The organism is Streptomyces sp. Isolate_45 (assembly GCF_024721315.2).
Lineage (GTDB): Bacteria > Actinomycetota > Actinomycetes > Streptomycetales > Streptomycetaceae > Streptomyces.
In genome coordinates, this window is the sequence record NZ_JANFAK020000158.1 from 1 (window position 1) to 18,094 (window position 18,094).

The 18,094-nt window shown below is 70.8% G+C and carries 18 protein-coding genes and 2 pseudogenes; 8 read left to right on the forward strand and 12 right to left on the reverse strand.

What is annotated here, in order from left to right:
- Nucleotides 1–512: 512 nt before the first annotated feature.
- From NOD94_RS33435 to NOD94_RS33455, 5 genes are all read right to left on the reverse strand, one after another.
- A complete protein-coding gene (locus NOD94_RS33435; RefSeq protein ID WP_281209947.1) occupies nucleotides 513–1,115 on the reverse strand; it encodes a hypothetical protein in 603 nt (200 codons plus the stop codon).
- Nucleotides 1,116–1,366: 251 nt separating this feature from the next.
- Nucleotides 1,367–2,155, reverse strand: a complete 789-nt coding sequence (locus NOD94_RS33440; RefSeq protein WP_281209948.1) for an ABC transporter permease — start codon at nucleotides 2,153–2,155, stop codon at nucleotides 1,367–1,369.
- On the reverse strand, nucleotides 2,152–3,144 hold the full coding sequence (locus tag NOD94_RS33445) for an ATP-binding cassette domain-containing protein (RefSeq protein WP_281209949.1): 993 nt from the start codon (nucleotides 3,142–3,144) through the stop codon (nucleotides 2,152–2,154). The genes NOD94_RS33440 and NOD94_RS33445 overlap by 4 nt, the downstream gene beginning before the upstream one ends.
- A 71-nt stretch (nucleotides 3,145–3,215) precedes the next feature.
- Nucleotides 3,216–3,884, reverse strand: a complete 669-nt coding sequence (locus tag NOD94_RS33450) for a DUF4097 family beta strand repeat-containing protein (RefSeq protein WP_281209950.1) — start codon at nucleotides 3,882–3,884, stop codon at nucleotides 3,216–3,218.
- 442 nt (nucleotides 3,885–4,326) lie between these two features.
- Nucleotides 4,327–4,734 (reverse strand): RidA family protein, encoded by a 408-nt coding sequence (locus tag NOD94_RS33455; protein WP_281209951.1) that lies wholly within the window; start codon nucleotides 4,732–4,734, stop codon nucleotides 4,327–4,329.
- A 145-nt stretch (nucleotides 4,735–4,879) separates the two neighbouring features.
- Between NOD94_RS33455 and NOD94_RS33460 the strand changes: the two genes are divergently transcribed.
- The 3 genes from NOD94_RS33460 to NOD94_RS33470 all read left to right on the forward strand — a co-directional run bounded on the left by NOD94_RS33460 (nucleotide 4,880) and on the right by NOD94_RS33470 (nucleotide 6,934).
- Nucleotides 4,880–5,260, forward strand: a complete 381-nt coding sequence (locus NOD94_RS33460; RefSeq protein ID WP_281209952.1) for a helix-turn-helix domain-containing protein — start codon at nucleotides 4,880–4,882, stop codon at nucleotides 5,258–5,260.
- Between the two features lie 112 nt (nucleotides 5,261–5,372).
- On the forward strand, nucleotides 5,373–5,780 hold the full coding sequence (locus NOD94_RS33465) for a YciI family protein (RefSeq protein ID WP_281209953.1): 408 nt from the start codon (nucleotides 5,373–5,375) through the stop codon (nucleotides 5,778–5,780).
- Nucleotides 5,781–5,788: 8 nt separating this feature from the next.
- The gene (locus tag NOD94_RS33470) at nucleotides 5,789–6,934 is read left to right on the forward strand and encodes a DUF6596 domain-containing protein (protein ID WP_281209961.1); all 1,146 of its coding nucleotides are present in this window, start codon (nucleotides 5,789–5,791) and stop codon (nucleotides 6,932–6,934) included.
- A 47-nt stretch (nucleotides 6,935–6,981) separates the two neighbouring features.
- Here the strand turns inward: NOD94_RS33470 and NOD94_RS33475 are convergent, their stop codons facing one another.
- From NOD94_RS33475 to NOD94_RS33485, 3 genes and pseudogenes are all read right to left on the reverse strand, one after another.
- A complete protein-coding gene (locus NOD94_RS33475) occupies nucleotides 6,982–7,425 on the reverse strand; it encodes a hypothetical protein (RefSeq protein WP_281209962.1) in 444 nt (147 codons plus the stop codon).
- Between the two features lie 133 nt (nucleotides 7,426–7,558).
- Nucleotides 7,559–8,047 (reverse strand): annotated as a pseudogene (locus NOD94_RS33480) (PEP-utilizing enzyme); the annotation flags it as partial.
- Nucleotides 8,048–8,064: 17 nt separating this feature from the next.
- Nucleotides 8,065–9,288 (reverse strand): RNA-guided endonuclease TnpB family protein, encoded by a 1,224-nt coding sequence (locus tag NOD94_RS33485; RefSeq protein WP_281209963.1) that lies wholly within the window; start codon nucleotides 9,286–9,288, stop codon nucleotides 8,065–8,067.
- Between the two features lie 24 nt (nucleotides 9,289–9,312).
- Between NOD94_RS33485 and tnpA the strand changes: the two genes are divergently transcribed.
- Nucleotides 9,313–9,741, forward strand: coding sequence for an IS200/IS605 family transposase (tnpA, locus tag NOD94_RS33490; RefSeq protein WP_281209954.1), 429 nt, complete (start codon nucleotides 9,313–9,315; stop codon nucleotides 9,739–9,741).
- 338 nt (nucleotides 9,742–10,079) lie between these two features.
- Here tnpA and NOD94_RS33495 read toward each other — a convergent pair whose 3' ends face one another.
- Together NOD94_RS33495 and NOD94_RS33500 are read right to left on the reverse strand one after the other, a co-directional pair.
- The gene (locus tag NOD94_RS33495; RefSeq protein WP_281209955.1) at nucleotides 10,080–10,616 is read right to left on the reverse strand and encodes a hypothetical protein; all 537 of its coding nucleotides are present in this window, start codon (nucleotides 10,614–10,616) and stop codon (nucleotides 10,080–10,082) included.
- 113 nt (nucleotides 10,617–10,729) lie between these two features.
- Nucleotides 10,730–11,221 carry a MarR family winged helix-turn-helix transcriptional regulator gene (locus tag NOD94_RS33500; RefSeq protein WP_281209956.1) on the reverse strand — a complete coding sequence of 164 codons (492 nt, stop codon included), beginning with the start codon at nucleotides 11,219–11,221 and terminating at the stop codon, nucleotides 10,730–10,732.
- Nucleotides 11,222–11,339: 118 nt separating this feature from the next.
- Here NOD94_RS33500 and NOD94_RS33505 point away from each other — a divergent pair, with 118 nt between their 5' ends.
- The 3 genes from NOD94_RS33505 to NOD94_RS33515 all read left to right on the forward strand — a co-directional run bounded on the left by NOD94_RS33505 (nucleotide 11,340) and on the right by NOD94_RS33515 (nucleotide 13,612).
- Nucleotides 11,340–12,083, forward strand: coding sequence for a dienelactone hydrolase family protein (locus tag NOD94_RS33505; protein ID WP_281209964.1), 744 nt, complete (start codon nucleotides 11,340–11,342; stop codon nucleotides 12,081–12,083).
- 74 nt (nucleotides 12,084–12,157) lie between these two features.
- Nucleotides 12,158–12,664, forward strand: coding sequence for a DinB family protein (locus NOD94_RS33510; protein WP_281209957.1), 507 nt, complete (start codon nucleotides 12,158–12,160; stop codon nucleotides 12,662–12,664).
- 105 nt (nucleotides 12,665–12,769) lie between these two features.
- Complete coding sequence (locus tag NOD94_RS33515) at nucleotides 12,770–13,612, forward strand: helix-turn-helix transcriptional regulator (protein ID WP_281209958.1); 843 nt, start codon at nucleotides 12,770–12,772, stop codon at nucleotides 13,610–13,612.
- Nucleotides 13,613–13,662: 50 nt separating this feature from the next.
- Here the strand turns inward: NOD94_RS33515 and NOD94_RS33520 are convergent.
- Nucleotides 13,663–13,755, reverse strand: a pseudogene (locus tag NOD94_RS33520) (Atu4866 domain-containing protein); the annotation flags it as partial.
- A 28-nt stretch (nucleotides 13,756–13,783) separates the two neighbouring features.
- Nucleotides 13,784–15,181 (reverse strand): amidohydrolase family protein, encoded by a 1,398-nt coding sequence (locus NOD94_RS33525; RefSeq protein WP_281209959.1) that lies wholly within the window; start codon nucleotides 15,179–15,181, stop codon nucleotides 13,784–13,786.
- 289 nt (nucleotides 15,182–15,470) lie between these two features.
- Here NOD94_RS33525 and NOD94_RS33530 point away from each other — a divergent pair, with 289 nt between their 5' ends.
- The gene (locus NOD94_RS33530) at nucleotides 15,471–17,951 is read left to right on the forward strand and encodes a DEAD/DEAH box helicase (RefSeq protein ID WP_281209960.1); all 2,481 of its coding nucleotides are present in this window, start codon (nucleotides 15,471–15,473) and stop codon (nucleotides 17,949–17,951) included.
- Nucleotides 17,952–18,094 lie beyond the last annotated feature (143 nt).

The window sequence follows — 18,094 nt, forward strand, 5'->3', positions numbered from 1 at the left end:
TGGACTACATGAACTCCCGCTACGGCAGCCCCGTCGGCGCCTGGAACTTCTGGCAGACCCACCACTGGTACTGAGCCGCACCAATGCGAGAACGCCCGGCAGGGATACCCTGCCGGGCGTTCTCGCGTTGTTGGCGCCCGGGTCGTGCATGGACAGGGAGGCCTTGACCTCGCGGGCGTACGGGCCCTCCCACCACGGGATCGTCTCGACCAGGACCGGCTGGGTGCCGGAGGCCAGGACGAGTGCCCGGCCGGGGGGGCATCGCGCGGGGGTCGAACTCGGGGCGGTCGTCGGCGGCGGAGGCCGCGAGCAGGAGGTTGGTGAGCAGGTCCTGTCCGGCGGGGTCGAAGAAGGCGTCCGTGGAGGCGTCGGCGTCCCGGGAGCCCGACGCGAAGTGGTCGACCATCGCTACGGCGGTTCGATCTGCCTGCCGGTCCACGCGAACACGAGCACCGAGTCGTTGAACTGCGCACCCCGCCCACCGATTCGACGGCCCGGCGCACATCGGATCGTCAGGCGGCCTTCTTGATCAGGTCGACCTGGACCTTTGCCGCGTTCGACAGGTCCTCCTTCCTGGCCGCGCTCACGTAGGCGACCACGTTGCCGACACGCAGGATCACGTCGGCCCTGCCCCCGCGGATGTTGAACACCTCCGTCTCGTCCGCGCCGATCTCCAACGGCAAATCCCCAGAGGAGTCCTTGCGCGCGAAGGTCCTGTTCACCAGGGCGGTCGACGCCGCCTCCGCGGCATCCTGGGCCCCGAACGAGTAGAGGGTGAACTCGATCTGCCGGTCAGTCGCATCCTTGGCCACGACCAGCTTGCGGCCCACACCCACCAGCCCGTCGCACGGGGTACTGGTGCCCTCCTCGCACGGTCGGCGCGCCTGATCACCCTCCAGCACCACCGCGTCCTCACCGCCGAAGCTGACGAGGCCGTTGCTGACGCTCTTGTTGGTCGGCATCACCGACAGCAGCTTCTGGGCGCCGGCCGACTCGTCCTTCTTGCCCACGCCGTCGAGTCCGACCTTGGCCGCGTCCTCCGTGTCACCACCACAGGCGGTCAGCAGCGTCATCAACGCCACCGCACACACGGTGCCCCGCACAAGGCTCTTCACTTTGAACTCCATTCACATCCGACTGGCTTGGAGACCCGCCCAATCACCCGGGCCCCTCCCATCCGTCCTCGGGGTGGGACGGGGCGGCGGGTGCGGAGCGAGGGCTTCCGTACCTCTGGGCAGCTGGACCTCGCGGGGTTGCGGCCGGTGACCGGGCCGGACGCGAGAGGGGCGGCGTGCTCCGACGGGGTGTCGGGGTACGCCGCCCCTGGGGCGGAGGCGGTGCGGGAGGTGGCCCGCTGTCACTGCGGTTACTTCGGGTCGCGCTTGAAGGAGGCGGTGGACCAGCGGTAGCCGAGGGCGGCCAGGGCGATGGACCAGGCGACGGCGAGCCATCCGTTGTGGCCGATCTCGGTGCCGAGGAGGAGGCCGCGCAGGGTTTCGATGGCGGGGGTGAAGGGCTGGTACTGGGCGATCGGTTGGAACCAGCCCGGCATGGCGTCGATCGGGGTGAAGGCGCTGGAGATGAGCGGCAGCAGGATCAGGGGCATGGCGCTGTTGCTCGCCGCCTCGGCGTTCGGGCTGACCATGCCCATGCCGACGGCGATCCAGGTGAGGGCCAGGGCGAACAGCACGATCAGCCCGAAGGCGGCGAGCCATTCCAGGACCGTGGCGTCGGTGGAGCGGAAGCCGATGGCCACGGCGACGATGCCGACGAGGACGACGCTGGCGACGGATTGCAGGACGCTGCCGATGACGTGCCCGATGAGGACGGATCCTCGGTGGATGTTCATGGTGCGGAAGCGGGCGATGATGCCCTCTGACATGTCGGTGGAGACGGACACCGCGGCGCCGATGACGGTGGAGCCGATCGTCATGAGCAGGATGCCGGGGACGACGTAGGCGATGTAGGCGGAGCGGTCGGCGCCGCCGCCGAGGCCGGCGCTCATCACGCCGCCGAAGATGTAGACGAAGAGCAGGAGCAGCATCACCGGAGTGAGCAGCAGGTTCAGGGTGAGGGAGGGGTAGCGGCGCGCGTGCAGGAGGTTGCGGCGCAGCATGGTGGCGGAGTCGCGTACGGCGAGGGAGAGGGTGCTCATCGGACGTTCTCCTTGGACTCGGCCGGCTGGGCCGGCTGGGCGGTCTGGGTGCTCTGGGCGGGGACGGTGGTGTTGCCGGTGAGGGCGAAGAAGACGTCGTCGAGGTCGGGGGTGTGGACGGTGAGTTCGTCGGCCTCGATGCCGGCCGTGTCGAGCCGGTCGAGGATGGCGCGCAGGTCGCGCTGGCTGCCGTCGCTGGGGATCTGGAGGGAGAGGGACTCGTCGTCGCGGGTGCTGGTGGGGAGGGTGGCGGCGGCGGACCGGTAGGTGGCCGGGTCGCTGAAGCGGAGGCGGACGTGTCCGCCGGGGACGAGGCGCTTGAGTTCGGCGGCGGTGCCCTCGGCGGCGATCCGGCCGTCGCTCAGGACCGCGATGCGGTCGGCGAGTTGGTCGGCCTCCTCCAGGTACTGGGTGGTGAGGAAGACGGTGACGCCGTCCGTGACCAGTTCGCGGATGATCTGCCACATGTTGTGGCGGGAGCGGGGGTCGAGGCCGGTGGTCGGCTCGTCGAGGAAGATGATCCGCGGGCTGCCGACCAGCGTCATGGCGATGTCGAGGCGGCGCTTCATGCCGCCGGAGTAGGTGGAGGCGGGTTTCCCGGCGGCGTCGGTGAGGTCGAAGCGTTCCAGCAGGTCGGTGACGGTGCGGCGCCCCTCGCTCTTGTTGAGGTGGTGCAGGTCCGCCATGAGGAGCATGTTCTCCTCGCCGGTGATCAGGCCGTCGACGGCGGAGAACTGGCCGGTGACTCCGATCGCGGCGCGTACCGCTCCGGGGTCGGTGGCCAGGTCGTGGCCGGCGACGTGGAGGGCGCCGGCGTCGGCGGTGATGAGGGTGGAGAGGATCTTGACGGCGGTGGTCTTGCCGGCGCCGTTGGGGCCGAGGAGGGAAAAGACCGTGCCCGCCGGGACCGCCAGGTCGATGCCGTCGAGCACCGTCTTGTCACCGTAGGACTTGCGCAACCCGCGCGCCGCGATGGCCAGGTTCGTCATGAGGGGTGCTGCTCCTTGGATGGGTTCGGAGGATCGGGAGTTGCGGAGGATCGGGGGTTGCGGGCGGTTCGTCAGAGGCTGCGGGCGGTGATGTCGCCGTACGAGGTCGTCGCGTGGATGTTCAGGTCGGCGGCGGCGCCCGTGTTCTTGAGGGCGTTGCTGATCCGGCCGTGGGCGGTGCCGGCGTCCATGGAGGCGGAGACTCCGGCGGCGGCGGCGATCGACAGGTCGCCGGCCTCGGTGCGCAGCGCGACCGTTCCGTTCGCGGCCTCGGCGACCTGGACGTCGCCCTTCTGCGTGCGGATGTCGGCGGGGCCGCCCAGTCGGCCGACCGTGATGTCACCGGCGAGGAGGGTGAGGCGGGCGCTCGCGGTCTCGTCGAGCTCGATGGAGCCCTGGGCGCCCTCGAAGGTGACGTCGCCGAGCCGCCCGACGCCCCGGAACTCGGCGGCGGCCGCCTTGGCTTCGACGCGGGAACCGGCCGGCAGGTGGACGACCACGTCGACGGCTCCGAAGTTGCCTCGGATCCTGCTCTTCGGTGCCGGGGCCGCGATCCGCAGGACGCCGTCGCCGTATTCGACCGTGATCCGCTTCGCGGCGTCCACGTCGCGGCTCCTGGAGTCGTCCGCGGGCAGGACCTCGACCGTGGTGTCGGCGCGGTCGGCGGCGACGAGCCGGATGCGTCCGGCGGGGATGTCGAGGACGGCGGAGACGGCGGCGGGGGTGGCGAACTTCTGCATGATGACTTCCTCCGGCTTGTTGTTTCTGATGAGTGAAAAGCTACGTTGCCTTTATGAACTCGGCAACTACTTCGTTGCGCAGAACTGCCATACATGCAGGTGAAAGGGTGGTATTCGTTGCAATGGTTTAACGAAGTAACGCAACAACTCCCCATCGAGCGTTGCATTGACCTGAAGTGAAAGCTTCGGATGAAGGCCCGGACCTGCCGGTGGGTTCGCGGATCACGGCTTCGGGACGGCTGAACGCGTCGGCGCGAACGCCGGGTTCCTCACGCGTGATTCCATGCCCCGACACGCCGGAGCCTTCGCCGACTTCGCACACGCCGCGGACGCGGACATGCCCGACTGCCGGGAGGACCACCCCGCGAGGACCGGCCAAGGGGGTTCCCGTCAGTCGGGCACAGCGGTGGATCCGATCAGTCGGGCACCGCGAAGGATCCGATCAGTCGAGCACCGCGATGGCCTCGACCTCCACCAGGTGCGCGGGTACGTCCAGGGCCGCGATGCCCAACATGGTCGCCGGTGGCACCGGGGTGACGCCCAGCCTCGCGGACGCCCGAGCGATCCCCTCCAGGAGTTGCGGCATCTTGTCGGGGGTCCAGTCGACGACGTGGACGTTCAGTTTCGCCACGTCGTCGAAGGATCCGCCGACCCCGGCAAGCGCGGTGGCGACGTTGAGGTAGCACTGCTCGACCTGCGCGGCGAGGTCGCCCTCGCCGACCGTGACCCCGTCGGCGGTCCAGGCGACCTGCCCGGCGATGAAGACCAGCTTCGTGCCCGTCGCGATCGACACCTGCCGGTAGACATCGATCTCCGGCAGTCCCTCGGGGTTCAGCAGCGTGACGGCCATGCGGCCCGCCTCCTTCTCACGTGAGCCCGCGGGCTCCCTGCCGCCGTCGGACGGGGCGTCCAATGATCTCTTGCAGTTACTGGGGAACCGTAGGAGAGTGGCGTCTGACGTGGAAGAACGCACTTTTTAGTGACTGGGGTACCTCATGGTGACCAAGCAGTTCGCGGGCTCGCCCGACGAAGCGGATCTGAGGCGCGCGGACTCCCTGGCGCGCGAGATCTTCTCGGACGTCGCCAACAAATGGGCCCTCCTGATCATCGAGGCCCTGGGCGAAGGAACCCTGCGCTTCGGTGAGTTGCGGGACGGGGTCGAGGGCATCAGCCACAAGATGCTCACGCAGAACCTGCGGATGCTGGAGCGCTACGGCCTGGTCACACGGACCGTGTACCCCGTCGTGCCGCCACGGGTCGAGTACACGCTCACCGAGCCGGGGCAGGCCCTGCGCGTGACGATCGACGGGCTGTGCGACTGGACCCACCGGTACCTGGGCCACATCGAGGCCTCCCGCCACCGCTTCGACACCTGAGGGGGCCGAGCACGCCGAAAAGGATTGCGGCGGTGATGTCGAGAACCCGTGGCCCGCTCCGTCCCCGTGGTGAACGCGACCAGAATGGGTCGCACCAGTGAGGAGAAACACGATGGCCAAGTACTTGCTGCTCAAGCACTACCGCGGTGCCCCGGCCCCGGCCAACGACGTGCCGATGGACCGGTGGACGCCGGAGGAGATCTCCGCGCACGTGCGGTACATGGGCGACTTCGCGGGCCGGCTGGAGAAGACCGGCGAGTTCGTCGACGGTCAGGCGCTCGCCCCCGAGGGTGCGTGGGTCCGCTACGACGGCGAGGGGCGCCCGCCCGTCACCGACGGGCCGTTCGCCGAGACCAAGGACCTCATCGCCGGCTGGATGATCATCGACGTCGACAGCTACGAGCGGGCCGTCGAGCTGGCCGGGGAGCTGTCGGCCGCGCCGGGAGCCGGCGGCAAGCCGATCCACGAGTGGCTGGAGGTACGCCCGTTCCTGACCGCGCCGCCCACCATCACGGAGTGACACCGCCGATGGACGAGGTCCTGCTCAGGCGCCTCACACCGAGCGTGCTCACCGTCCTCGTCCGCCGCGGAGCCGACTTCGCTGCGGCCGAGGACGCCGTGCAGGACGCGCTGGTCGAGGCGCTCCGGGTGTGGGAGGGCGACCCCCCGAGGGACGCGAAGGGCTGGCTGGTCACCGTGGCCTGGCGCAAGTTCCTCGACGCGACGCGCGCCGATGTCTCCCGCCGCCGGCGGGAGGGCCGCGTCGAGGAGGAGCCGACTCCGGGACCGGCGCCCGCGACGGACGACACGCTCCAGCTCTACTTCCTGTGTGCGCACCCGTCGCTGACCCCGGCGTCCGCGGTCGCGCTCACCCTGCGCGCCGTCGGTGGACTGACCACCCGTCAGATCGCCGGTGCCTACCTGGTGCCCGAGGCGACGATGGCGCAGCGCATCAGTCGGGCCAAGCACACCGTCTCCGGCGTGCGCCTCGACCGGCCCGGCGATGTCGCCACCGTGTTGCGCGTCCTCTACCTGGTCTTCAACGAGGGCTACTCCGGCGACGTCGACCTCGCCGCCGAGGCCATCCGGCTCACCCGGCAGCTCGCGGACGCCGTCGACCACCCCGAGGCGGCGGGGCTGCTCGCCCTCATGCTGCTCCACCACGCCCGGCGTGCCGCCCGGACCGCGTCCGACGGCAGCCTGGTGCCGCTGGCCGAGCAGGATCGCGGCCGGTGGGACACCGTGTTGATCACCGAGGGCATCGGGATCCTCCGGACGGCCCTCGCCCGCGACCGGCTGGGCGAGTTCCAGGCGCAGGCCGCCATCGCGGCACTCCACGCCGACGCGCCCGCCGCCGAGGAGACCGACTGGGTGCAGATCGTCGAGTGGTACGACGAGCTCGCGCGCCTCACCGACAGCCCGGTGGTACGGCTCAACCGCGCGGTCGCCGTCGGGGAGGCCGACGGGCCGCGCGCGGGACTGGCGGCTCTCGCGACGCTGGACGCCTCGCTGCCCCGGTACTCGGCGGTGGCGGCGTACCTGCACGAACGCGACGGCGACCGGGCGACGGCTGCCCGGCTGTACGCCGAGGCGGCCCACAAGGCATCCAACCTCGCCGAGCGCGACCACCTGACGCGCCAGGCCGCCCGGCTCAACGCCCACCGCGGTCACTGAGGGACGGGGCGATCACATCGCGGTCACCATCGCTGTCACCATCGCTGTCACCACCGCTGTCGCTGTCGCTTCGTGTACGACCAGGTCACCGCCGTCATCAGGGGCGGGATGGCGAACAGCGGGGCGAAGACGACCACGAGTTGCCCCAGTGCCACCAGCAGCAGAACGACCGAGGCCGTCCAGGAGAGCACGGCGAGGGCCCGGGGGCGCATCGGCCGCCACCGGTCGCCGACCAGGAGCAGCGGGAACAGGGCGGCCAGTTCGGCGAGGACGGAGAGGCCGACGACGTACGCGATGCCCCAGCCCGGGATGTCGTAGACGTCCCGCAGGACCTGGTCGCTGTAGCCGACGTGGACACCGGACGCCATGGCGATGCGCCAGAGGCCGGACGGGACGGCGCACAGGGCGATGGCGTGGGCGGCGCGGCGGGCCCAGGGGGGCGCGGGGACGGCGGCGGGCAGCGGAGCGGTCGCTGTGGTCATGACCCACATGTTGGTCGTGGACACGGCGGCCGCGCATCGTCCGCCGCGGCGGACCGTGTCCACCGCGGGGCGGACGCGCGCCCCGCCCGGGTCATGCCCCGGTGGGGTGCGCGTCCGGCCGGCGGGTCGGGCCGTGGGGCGGTCACGGCAGGATTTCGACGTACCCGTCGGTTCCGTGTACGCGGATCCGCTGCCCGTCCCGGATCAGGCGGGTGGCCCCTTCGACGCCCACGACGGCCGGCAAGCCGTACTCCCGGGCGATCACCGCGCCGTGGGTCATCAGGCCGCCCACTTCCGTCACCAGGCCCGCGATCCCGACGAACAGCGGCGACCAGCTGGGGTCCGTGAACGTGGTGACCAGGATGTCGCCCGCTTCGAGATCGGCCTCCGCCATGTCGAGGATGACGCGGGCCCGTCCCTCGACGGTCCCGGCGGACACCGGTACGCCGATCAGCGCGCCGGCCGGCGCGTCGTCGCGCCGGTACGCCCCGGTGAGGGCCTCGCCGTCCGAGGTGAGCACCCGGGGCGGTGTGAGCGCGTGGTACGAGCGGAACGCCTCCTTGCGCCGCCGGATGAGCAGGTCGTCGACCCGGTGCGAGCGCACGGCGTCGTGGAGTTCCTGGAACGTGAGTTGACATCCTCTCCGCCCTAAAGGACGGAGATTCCTGCCTGGCTGCCGGATGCCCGGCTCACCTTCGGGTGGGTTCCTGTTTCTTCGCGCTGTGCCGGGACGAGTCCCGGTCTTACCCGCGCTCCGCAGGCTGACACGGCCAGTCCGGCCGCCTGGGCGACGTTGACCGCCGCATTGATGTCCCGGTCAAGGACGGCCCCGCACGCGCCGCACGTCCACTCACGGATGTGGAGGGGCTTGGGGCCATCCTTGACGCCGCACTGCGAGCACACCTGAGACGTGGGCTCGAAGCGTCCGATGCGTATGAGAGTCCGGCCGTACTTGGCGGCCTTGTACTCCAGCATCGTGGTGAACGCCGACCATCCGGCGTCGTGCACGGACTTCGCGAGACGGGTGCGGGCGAGTCCCTTGACCGCCAGGTCTTCCACTGCAACCGCTTGGTTCTCGCGGATGATCTTCGTGGAGAGCTGGTGGTGGAACTCGCGCCGCGCATCGGCGGTCCGTGCATGGGCGCGGGCAACCTTGATCCGGGCTTTCGCCCGGTTCTTCGATCCCTTGGCCTTGCGGCTGAGATCCTGCTGCGCCTTCTTCAGCTTCTTCTCGGCCCGGCGCAGGAAGCGCGGGCTGTCGATCTTCGTACCGTCGGACAAGATCGCGAAGTGGGTCAGGCCCAGGTCGATGCCGACCACGTTGTCCGTCGCGGCCAGCGCCTCGGGCTCGGTCTCAACCACGAAGCTCGCGAAGTACCGGCCCGCGCTGTCCTTGACCACGGTCACCGTGGACGGAACCGACGGCAGGGAGCGAGACCAGCGAACCGGCACGTCACCGACCTTGGGGAGCCGGAGCTTCCCTCCTGTCGTGATCTTCCATCCGGCGTTGGCGGTGAAGCGGACCGACTGCCGGGTGTCCTTGCGGGACTTGGACCGGGGCGGTCCCACCTTGGGTCGCTTGCCCTTGAGACCGTCGAAGAAGTTCTTGTAGGCGGTGTCCAGGTCCCGCAGGGACTGCTGCAACACGACTGATGACACCTCGGCGAGCCATGCCCGCTCGGGGGTCTTCTTCGAGGTGGTGAGCTGCTTGGACAGCTCGCCGGACGGGATGAACGCAAGCCCGGCGGCTCGGGCGGTCTCACGGGCCCGAAGGGCGTCGTTGAAGACAACCCGAGCACACCCGAACGCCCTCGCCAACGCCATGCGCTGACCGGCGCTCGGGTACACACGGAAGCTGTACCGAAGCTGCACGTCGATCACCATACCCTTTGGTTTATGTCACCACGATGGAGCCCTAATCCCGATGTACGCACAGGCCGCCACGTCGTCCACAACCTGCACGTCCACTTGGTTTTCGTCACGAAATACCGGCGCAAGGCCATGACCGACGCCATGCTGACGCGGTGCGAAGAGATCATGCGTGAGGTGTGCGCGGACTTCGAGGCCGAGCTGAAGCAGTTCAACGGCGAGGAAGACCACGTGCACCTGCTCGTGCACTACCCCCCGAAGGTCCAGCTCTCGAAGCTGGTCAACTCCCTCAAGGGAGTGTCCGCTCGGATGCTGCGCAAGGAGTACGACGCGCACGTACGCCTGTACCTGTGGGGCGGACACTTCTGGTCCGGCTCCTACTTCGCCGGGTCCTGCGGCGGTGCACCACTGACCGTGGTCAAGCAGTACATCGAGAACCAGAAGCGACCCGTCTGACCGTCACGGCGGAGGCGCAGCGAACTCCGGCGCTTCGCGCCTCCGCTCCAAGGATGGCCTTCACCCCCGCCCTAAAGGGCGGAGCACTGGCCAAGATCAGAGGTAGAAGGCGTCCTCCTTCTCGGCGAGCACCTCGGCCCGCACGAGGCGCTCCGCCTCCCCCAACAGGGCCTGCTTGTAGAGGAAGTAGCGGCTGACGATTCTCCGCCACCACCCGGGCCTTGCCGCAAGCCCCCCGGTGCGCTATACGTTGGAGGGGCAGGGAGAGCAGCATCTCCCTGCCTTTGTCTTTCCCCGTCCCCCTTCGGCGCGGCGGCCCGGCGGGCCGAAGCGGGATGTCAGTCCTGGTCCGTGGCGGACAGCGCCCTGGCGATCAGGCGAGTGGCGAAGTCGCGGTCATCGGTGATCCTGTTGATGTGCTCCGCGAGGAGGAAGGCCGTGGCCTCCAGGGGGTTCATCTCGGCCTGGGTCCAGTCTCCGTACTGCCGGCGCCACAGGTTGGGGCTCAGGTCGGTGCCCGCGGCGATGACCATGCCAGCCATGGTGGGGACGGTCTCCGGGCGGACGCTCCTGGGCATCGCGCGCAGCGAGGCCACCAGGTTCGGCACCACGTACTCGATGACGTCCTTGTCCTGGTCCTCGTGCGCCTTGCGCAGCCACGTCATGAACATGTAGATGAGCGTGCACGCGCCGTCCAGCAGGTCACGGACTCCCTCGGCGTCCATGGATCCGGCGAGCTGGTCGATCAACGCCCGCTGTTCGGGGTCGGTCTCGGTCCTGCCGTCGTACACGGCTTTGAGCCGCGAGTCGATCATCATGAGCGCCGCACCCACATCGCCGGGGGGAGCGTACTCGGGGTCGCAGGGCGATGGCACAGGATCCTCCTCGTGTGGCCGCTGCCGGCACCACTGGTCCGTACGTCGGGCCGCCGATCGGACGGCGTCCCGCGATCCCCGAGGGGATACCCCCCGAGGGCCCCGCGGATCCGCTACGCCGGGTCGGGGGGGCCGGCATGGTGGTCCAGCAGGCGGGTGAGCAGTCGTACGAACTCGGCGCCTTCGGCCGGGTTCAGCGGTGCGAGCAGTTCGTCGTGGAGGTCGTCCAGGACCTTGTCGAGGCGGCGCAGGTGCCGGCGGCCACCGGCGGAGATCGTGATGACGTTGCGGCGACGGTCGTCGGGGTCCGGCGCCCGCGCGACGAGGTCGCGTTCGGTCAGTTCGTTGAGCACGCCGACCATGTCGCTGCGGTGGATGCCGGTGCGCCGGCTCAGGGTCGCTTGGCTGCCCGGCCCGTGATCCTCCAGTGAGGCGAGTACGGCGTAGTGCCACTTGCGGCCGTCGGCCCGGGCCAGCCCTTCGGTGATGAGCCGGTCCGAGCGCGCGGACAGCTGTGACAACAGTCGGCTCGCCCGTCGACGCAGCCTGTCGGGCGTCTCGGGGCCTTCGCCGTCGGGCGTGTCCACGGGTTCGGCTCTGACCATGGCGCCGATCCTACCCGTTGCGTTAGTCCGACCAACGATATACGTTCAGCCGTGCCGACATCGTTGGTGTCACGAACAATTGATGTGACCGAGTGAACTCACGGAAGGAAGATCCGCCATCCCCACCGAGACTCTGCAGATTCCCACTCCCGACGGTCGGGCCGACGCTTTCGCCGCCTTCCCCGACGACGGCGAGCGGCACCCTGGCGTGCTGTTGTACGCGGACGCCTTCGGCACCCGGCCCGAGCTGGAGGGGAAGGCCCGTGAGCTGGCCGAACACGGCTACTACGTGCTCCTTCCCCACCTCTACCACCGGCACGGCCCGGCACCGGTGATCGAGCTTCCCGCGTACATCGGGAAGGAGAACCGGCCCGAGGTCATCGGCCGGTTGATGCCCTTCATCGAGGCGCACACCACCGAACGGATCCTGCGCGACGCCGACGCGTACCTGAGGTTCCTCACCACCCGGCCCGAGGTCGATCCCGGACCGGTCGCCGTGATCGGGTACTGCATGGGCGCGGCCCTGGCGATGCGTACGGCAGCGGCCCACCCGGATCAGGTGGCCGCCGTCGCGGGCTTCCACCCCAGCCCCTTGGTGACCGCCGCGCCCGACAGCCCGCACCACCTGTTCCCCCGGATCACCGCCCGGGTCCACCTCGGCCTCGCCGAGGGCGACATGACCCCCGAGACGCTCGGCGCCCTCCACGAGGCCCTGGACGCCGCGGGTGTCGCCCATACCACCGAGATCTACCCCGGCACCGTCCACGGCTTCACCATGTCCGACACCCACGCCTTCAACTCCTCGGGGTCGCGGCGCCACTGGGACCGCCTGCTCGCCCTCCTCGCCGGCACACCGACCTGACCGACCACCGGGGCCCGGGTCCGTGATCGATAAATGCCTCGACTCGTCCGAGCCGATCGGGGACGCTTCGGGCGATGACCAGAATCAGCGACACGCCGCCCGCGTGGGACGAGCGCACCCAGCTCACCACGTTCCTCGACTACACACGTGACACCGCCCGCGCCAAGTGCGCCGGCGTCTCCGCGGAGAACGCGCGCAAGGCGCTCCTACCCGGCTCACCCCTGATGACCATGAGCGGTTTGATCAACCACCTCCGCTGGGTCGAGTACTACTGGTTCCAGGTGGTGTTCCTCGGCGAGGAGGACGGGGGCCCCTGGACCGATGAGGACCCCGACCGCGAGATGCGCATCGCCGTCGACTTCCCGCTCCCGCAGTTGCTCGACGAGTACGCCGCGCAGAGCGCCCGCTACCGCGAGCTGGTCGCCGGCAACGGCCTGGACGAAAAGGCCCGACGGCCCGTCCGCAGCGGCCTCCACGTCGATCTGCGCTGGATCCTGCTCCACCTCACCGAGGAAACGGCCCGCCACAACGGCCACCTGGACATCCTGCGCGAGCTGCTCGACGGGACGACCGGGGACTGATCGGTGGCAGCGTCGGGGTCGGGGTCGGCGTCCACCTGACGCGGCAGGCGTGCCCGGGTGCGGCGCACCCAGGCACGTCGTGGGGCGGCGGCCTAGCCTCGGGGGGTGACCAGCAACGATCTCGGAGACTTCCTGCGCGCTCGCCGCGCCCGCCTGCGGCCCGGTGACGTCGGGCTGGCCTCCTACGGCGCCCGCCGGGTGGCTGGGCTGCGGCGGGAGGAGGTCGCCGTCCTCGCCGGGATGAACAGCGACTACTACGCCCGTCTCGAACAGGGCCGCGAGCGCAGCCCCTCCCCACAGATCCTCGACTCCATCAGCAGCGCCCTGCGGATGGACGACGAGGCGCGGGAACACATGTTCCGACTGGCCGGCACCGTACCGGAAGGTGTGCGGCCGCGGCCCCGGGAGACGGTCGGTTCCGCGCTGCGGCAATTGCTGGACGGGTACCCGAACGCCCCGGCGTTCGTCCTGAACCCGGCCACCGACTTCCTGGCGTCGAACGCGCTGGCGGACGCCCTGTTCTCGCCGTTCGAGAGCGTGGACAACCTGGCACGGATGACGTTCCTCGATCCGGCCGCCCGGAGCTTCTTCACCCGGTGGGAACGGGCGGCCGAGGCGGTCGTTGCCGCGTTGCGCCACGCCGCCGGCCTCGACCCGCACTACCGGAACCTGCACGACCTCGTCGGCTCCCTGGCCGGGGAGAGCGAGGAGTTCGCCGCCCTGTGGTCCTCGCACACCGTGTACGGCAAGACCCGTGACGGCAAGCAGCTCCTCCACCCCGACGTCGGGCCGCTCTCGCTCACCTTCCAGACGTTCGACGTGCGCGGGGCCCCGGGTCAGCAACTGGTGGTCTACCAGGCCGAGCCGGACAGCCCCGGTGCCCAGGCGCTCGCCCTGCTCGGGAGCCTTCACGCCACGCGCCACCAGGGTTCCGCGACGGAACGCTGACCGGATCACGGCAGCGCCCGTGCGGTGTCGTGCCGTGTCGTGCCGTGTGGTCAGCGGTGGGTGAAGCGGTATCCGGCGTGGTGCAGGGTGCCGTCCCGGAATTCGCCGTACGCCCAGAAGCCCAGGTCGTCGAGGTAGTCGATGGACGGACGGACGGGGATGGCGTCCGGGTCAGGCGGCGGCGGTGTGGAGCACGTACTCCCGTGAGGCGTGGACCTCGTCGCGCAGGGCGGGCAGGTCGACGTCGAGGACCTGGCCGTTCCACTTGCGTACGACGCCGTTGACGAGGACGGCGCTGATGTTGCGGGCGTCGGAGCCCAGGACGACGGTGCCGATCGGATCGTTGAGCGGCATGTTGTTGAGGTCCTCGGCCCGGATGACCAGCAGGTCGGCCTTCTTGCCCGGGGTGAGCGAGCCGGTGACGTCCGCCAGGCCGTTGGTGCGGGCGCCCTGGAGGGTGGCGAAGTCCAGGACGTCGTGGGTGGTGATGCGGACCGGCTGTCGGTCGGTGCCGTGGACGGCGTTGACGGCGCGCATCCGCTGGATGGTGTGCAGTGCCCGCATCTGCGTGAACATGTCGCCGGCCAGCGCCACCTCGACGTCGATGCTCAGGCCCGGGCGCACCCCGACCGAGAGGGCCTCGTCGATCGCGGGGATCGCCGTCTCCAGACCGATCTGGGCGTCGGAGGTCGGGGCCAGGGCGATGGTCGTGCCGCTGTCCCCGATCGCCCGCCACGCGGACGGGGTCAGGCCGGTGGCGTGGATGAGGGTGAGGTCCGGGCCGAGGAGGCCGGCCTTCGCCCACCTCAGGACGGCCTCGGAGGAGGCGGTCCCGAAGACGGCGTCCACGCTCACTCCGATCCCCAAGTCCTGTGCGATCCGGGCGAGTTCGGGTCCGTAGGCGAGGGCCTGGCCGGCTATCGCGTCGGTGGCGAGGGCTGCCAGCCGCAGGGTCAGCAGTTGGTCGTCGCCGGCGAAGTGGCGCTCCTTGAGGCGGGCCAGGTCGCCGGGCCACTGGTGGTCCCAATCACCGAAGTGCGGGCCCATGGAGGCGTGCACGCCTCGGATGCCGGTGTCGACGAGGGCTTGGACGGCGGCGTCGGAGTGCTCGGGGGTGCGCGAGTTGTGGGAGAAGTCGAGCATGCAGGTGATGCCGCTGTCGATCGCCGTCAGTGCGGCCAGCCTGGTGCCGACGTACATGTCGTGGGGCCGGTAGACGGTGGCGTGGCCGGCGAGGGTGGACGTCACGTAGGCGCCGAGGTCGTCGACGTCCGGCATGGTCCGGCGCAGCTGGCTCTGCCAGGCGTGTCGGTGCGTGTCGACGAAGCCGGGGGCGAGGACGGTGCCGGTGGCGTCGACGACCACGGCGCCGTCCGGGCTCAGGTCGGTGCCGATCGCGGTGATGGTCGCGCCCTCGACGAGCAGGTCCGCGCCGTGGAGGACACCGAGGTCGGGATCCATGGTGACGATGGTCGCGCCGGTGAACAGGATGCGGGACCGCTCGCGGTCGGCGGACCGGCGCCGTAGCTGTTCGAGTACGGCGGGGCTGGTGGTGTCGGGGGGAGTCAAGGGGAGGGGTCCTGTCCGTCGTGCCGGGGCAGGGGCCTGCTCCGACGTGTCCCTGCGGGGTGGGTGGTGACCCCAGCCTCGGTCCGTGCCGGGGCGACAACCAGGCCGCCGCTTGCCCGGGTACGGCGCACCCCCGCTCGCTCGACGGCGGCCGGGCGCCTGACCACGACCGTGACCGCGGGAGGGGCTCGTGGCCCGCAGCCGGCTACGGATGGGACAGTCGACCTTGACCGCGAAGCCCGCAGCCGTCCGATACGGCCTCGGGCCGCACCGTAGCGACGGAGCCTCCATGCCGCAGACCCGCACGATCACCTTGCGTCCCCACCAGGAAGAAGCCGTCGAAGCGATCGTTCGGGGGCTGGACATTCCGCCGGGGAAGCGGATTCCGGAGGCGGGTCTGCGGGCCACGGTGGTGGCCGCGTGCGGAACCGGGAAGACGTTCATCGCCGCGGCCGCCGCGATGCGGTTGGCGCGGCACGGGCGGGTGCTGGTGTTGCTGCCGACCTTGGACCTGCTGACCCAGACGGTGCGGGAGTGGCGGCTCGCCGGGCACGACGGGCCGGCGGTCGCGGTGTGCTCGCTGGAGAACGACCCGACCCTGTCGGGCCTGGGGGTCCGCTCGACGACGTCGGCGCCGCAGCTGGGGCTGTGGCACGGCCGCGGGCAGGTCACCGTCTACGCCACCTACGCGTCCCTCGGCGTCGTCGCCGAGGCGCACCGGGGCGAGTACGGGTTGCCGATGGACGTGTTCGACCTGGTGGTGGTGGACGAGGCGCACCGTACGTCCGGGTCGGCGGGGAAGGCGTGGGCGGACGTGCACCGCCAGGAGGTCGTCCCGGCCATGCGCAGGCTGTACATGACCGCGACGCCTCGGGTCTGGGCCGAGCGCCCGCCCCGGAGCGGGGCGGAGCTGGAGTTGTACGAGGCGCAGCAGGAGGTGGTGGACGGTGAGACGGCCGGGCCGACCCGCAGGGTGTGGGACCGGCTGCCGAGGGAGCTCGCGTGCTCGATGGACGATGAGAGCGTGTTCGGGCCGGTCGTCCACGAGTTGTCGCTGGCGTCGGCGATCTCGCGGAAGCTGCTGGCGAAGTACCAGGTCGTCGTGGTCGAGCTGACCGATCCCGAGGTCACGCCGGACCGGCTGGTGGGCGAGGAGCGCTACGCGGAGCGGCTGCGGGGTGAGCGGCTCGCCGCCCTGCAGACGGCGCTGCTGGAGACGATGGCCGCGCACGGGTTGAGGACGACGATCTCCTTCCATCACCGGACGGTCGAGGCGCAGGCCTTCGCGGAGGGTTTGGGCCGGGTCGCGGCCCGGCTGCGTCAGGTGGATCCCGTGCGGCACGCCGATCGGGTGTGGTCGGGGTGGCTGTGCGGGGAGCACGGGAGCGAGCGCCGGCAGGCCGTTCTCGGTGACTTCGGGCGGCGGGCCGACCGGGCCGTGCTCGCCAACTGTCGGGTCCTGGGGGAGGGTGTCGACATCCCGGCCACGGACTCCGTCGCGCTGATCGACCCCAGGGGGTCCGCCGTCGACATCGTGCAGGCGATCGGCCGGGCTCTGCGGCAGCGGCCCGGGGAGGGGAAGACCGCCACGTTGATCGTGCCCGTCTTCCTGGCCGCGGGGGAAAGGCCGGAGGACATGCTGTCCTCCCGGTCCTACCGCCCGCTGATCCGGGTTCTGCAAGGCCTTCGGGCCCACGACGAACGGGCCGTGGAAATGCTCGCGGTTCCGCAGGAACCCCGCAGGCGGGTCGTGCGGCCGTCGCTTCCGATCGGGTCGGCGCCCGCCGAGGGTGAGGAGGAGGACCGGCTCCTGCTCCGCTTCGCCGTCCCCAGGGATCCGGCGCTGATCGCGAAGTGGATCACCTACCAGGTCATCGACACCGAGCGCGTCGACTGGCGCCGGGGGGCCGAGGCCGCGTACCGGTACCGGGAGCGGGAGCGGCACCTGGAGGTTCCGTACGAGCACTTCGAGGGCGCGTACCCGCTCGGGAGGTGGGTTTCCGACCAGCGGCGTGCGTACCGGGGCGGGACCATGAGCGGCGGGCGGGCGGCCGAGTTGGAGGAACTGGGCATCGTGTGGGACACCGCGGACGCGGGCTTCGCGGAGAACCTCGCCGCGGCCCGCGCCTACCACGAGCTCCACGGCACCCTGGCCGCCCCGCGGCACGCCACCTCCCTCGACAGGCGGGTCGGGCAGTGGCTCACCAACATCCGCCGGCCCGGCGGGCTCGGCAAGGACCCGGTCCGGGCCCGCCGGCGGGAGGCCGAGCTGGTAGCCGTCGATCCGGACTGGAACCCGGGTGCGCTGGGATGGACCGTCGACTGGCAACGCCACCACACCTACCTGCGACAAGCGCTGGCGGCGGGGGCTCGGCTCGACGACATCGTGCCGGGGGTCACCCGGCACGGCGACGACATCGGACGTTGGCTCGCCACGCAGCGTCGTGACTGGAACCGGCTGACCGGGGAGCAGCGGCGCAGGCTCGGGGAGCTGGGGGTGAAGGCGGCCGTACGGGCCCGCAGGACCCCTTCGAAGCCGGCGGCGGCCGCTCCCGGCCGCGCGGCCTTCCTGAGGGGCCTCGAAGCCCTCGCACAGTACGTGCGGAGGGAAGGGGGCGGCGTACCGGCGCGCGCGCACGTCGAGCGCCTCCCCGACGGCGGCGTACACCGCACCGGGGTGTGGCTCATGAACCAGAAGACGCGGCGGGACCGGCTGAGTGCCGACCAGCTCGCGGCGCTCGCCGAACTCGGCGTGCGGTGGGCGGAGTAGGGGAAGGGCGAAGGGTCCGGCTCGGCGCGGAGGCCGGGGGCCGGCGAGGGCGGGCTCGCGCGCGGGGGCCCCGGACGCTCGGGTGGTGCCCCGTCAGATGCGGTGGGGGCCGCCGTAGTAGCCGCCCACCTGGCGGTGGTAGT

Bases quoted from the DNA above. Each gene is read 5' to 3' on its own strand.
- NOD94_RS33440 (WP_281209948.1), bottom strand. From the start codon at position 2,155: ATGAGCACCCTCTCCCTCGCCGTACGCGACTCCGCCACCATGCTGCGC.
- NOD94_RS33445 (WP_281209949.1), bottom strand. From the start codon at position 3,144: ATGACGAACCTGGCCATCGCGGCGCGCGGGTTGCGCAAGTCCTACGGT.
- NOD94_RS33450 (WP_281209950.1), bottom strand. From the start codon at position 3,884: ATGCAGAAGTTCGCCACCCCCGCCGCCGTCTCCGCCGTCCTCGACATC.
- NOD94_RS33455 (WP_281209951.1), bottom strand. From the start codon at position 4,734: ATGGCCGTCACGCTGCTGAACCCCGAGGGACTGCCGGAGATCGATGTC.
- NOD94_RS33460 (WP_281209952.1), top strand. From the start codon at position 4,880: ATGGTGACCAAGCAGTTCGCGGGCTCGCCCGACGAAGCGGATCTGAGG.
- NOD94_RS33465 (WP_281209953.1), top strand. From the start codon at position 5,373: ATGGCCAAGTACTTGCTGCTCAAGCACTACCGCGGTGCCCCGGCCCCG.
- NOD94_RS33470 (WP_281209961.1), top strand. From the start codon at position 5,789: ATGGACGAGGTCCTGCTCAGGCGCCTCACACCGAGCGTGCTCACCGTC.
- NOD94_RS33475 (WP_281209962.1), bottom strand. From the start codon at position 7,425: ATGTGGGTCATGACCACAGCGACCGCTCCGCTGCCCGCCGCCGTCCCC.
- tnpA (WP_281209954.1), top strand. From the start codon at position 9,313: ATGTCACCACGATGGAGCCCTAATCCCGATGTACGCACAGGCCGCCAC.
- NOD94_RS33500 (WP_281209956.1), bottom strand. From the start codon at position 11,221: ATGGTCAGAGCCGAACCCGTGGACACGCCCGACGGCGAAGGCCCCGAG.
- NOD94_RS33510 (WP_281209957.1), top strand. From the start codon at position 12,158: ATGACCAGAATCAGCGACACGCCGCCCGCGTGGGACGAGCGCACCCAG.
- NOD94_RS33530 (WP_281209960.1), top strand. From the start codon at position 15,471: ATGCCGCAGACCCGCACGATCACCTTGCGTCCCCACCAGGAAGAAGCC.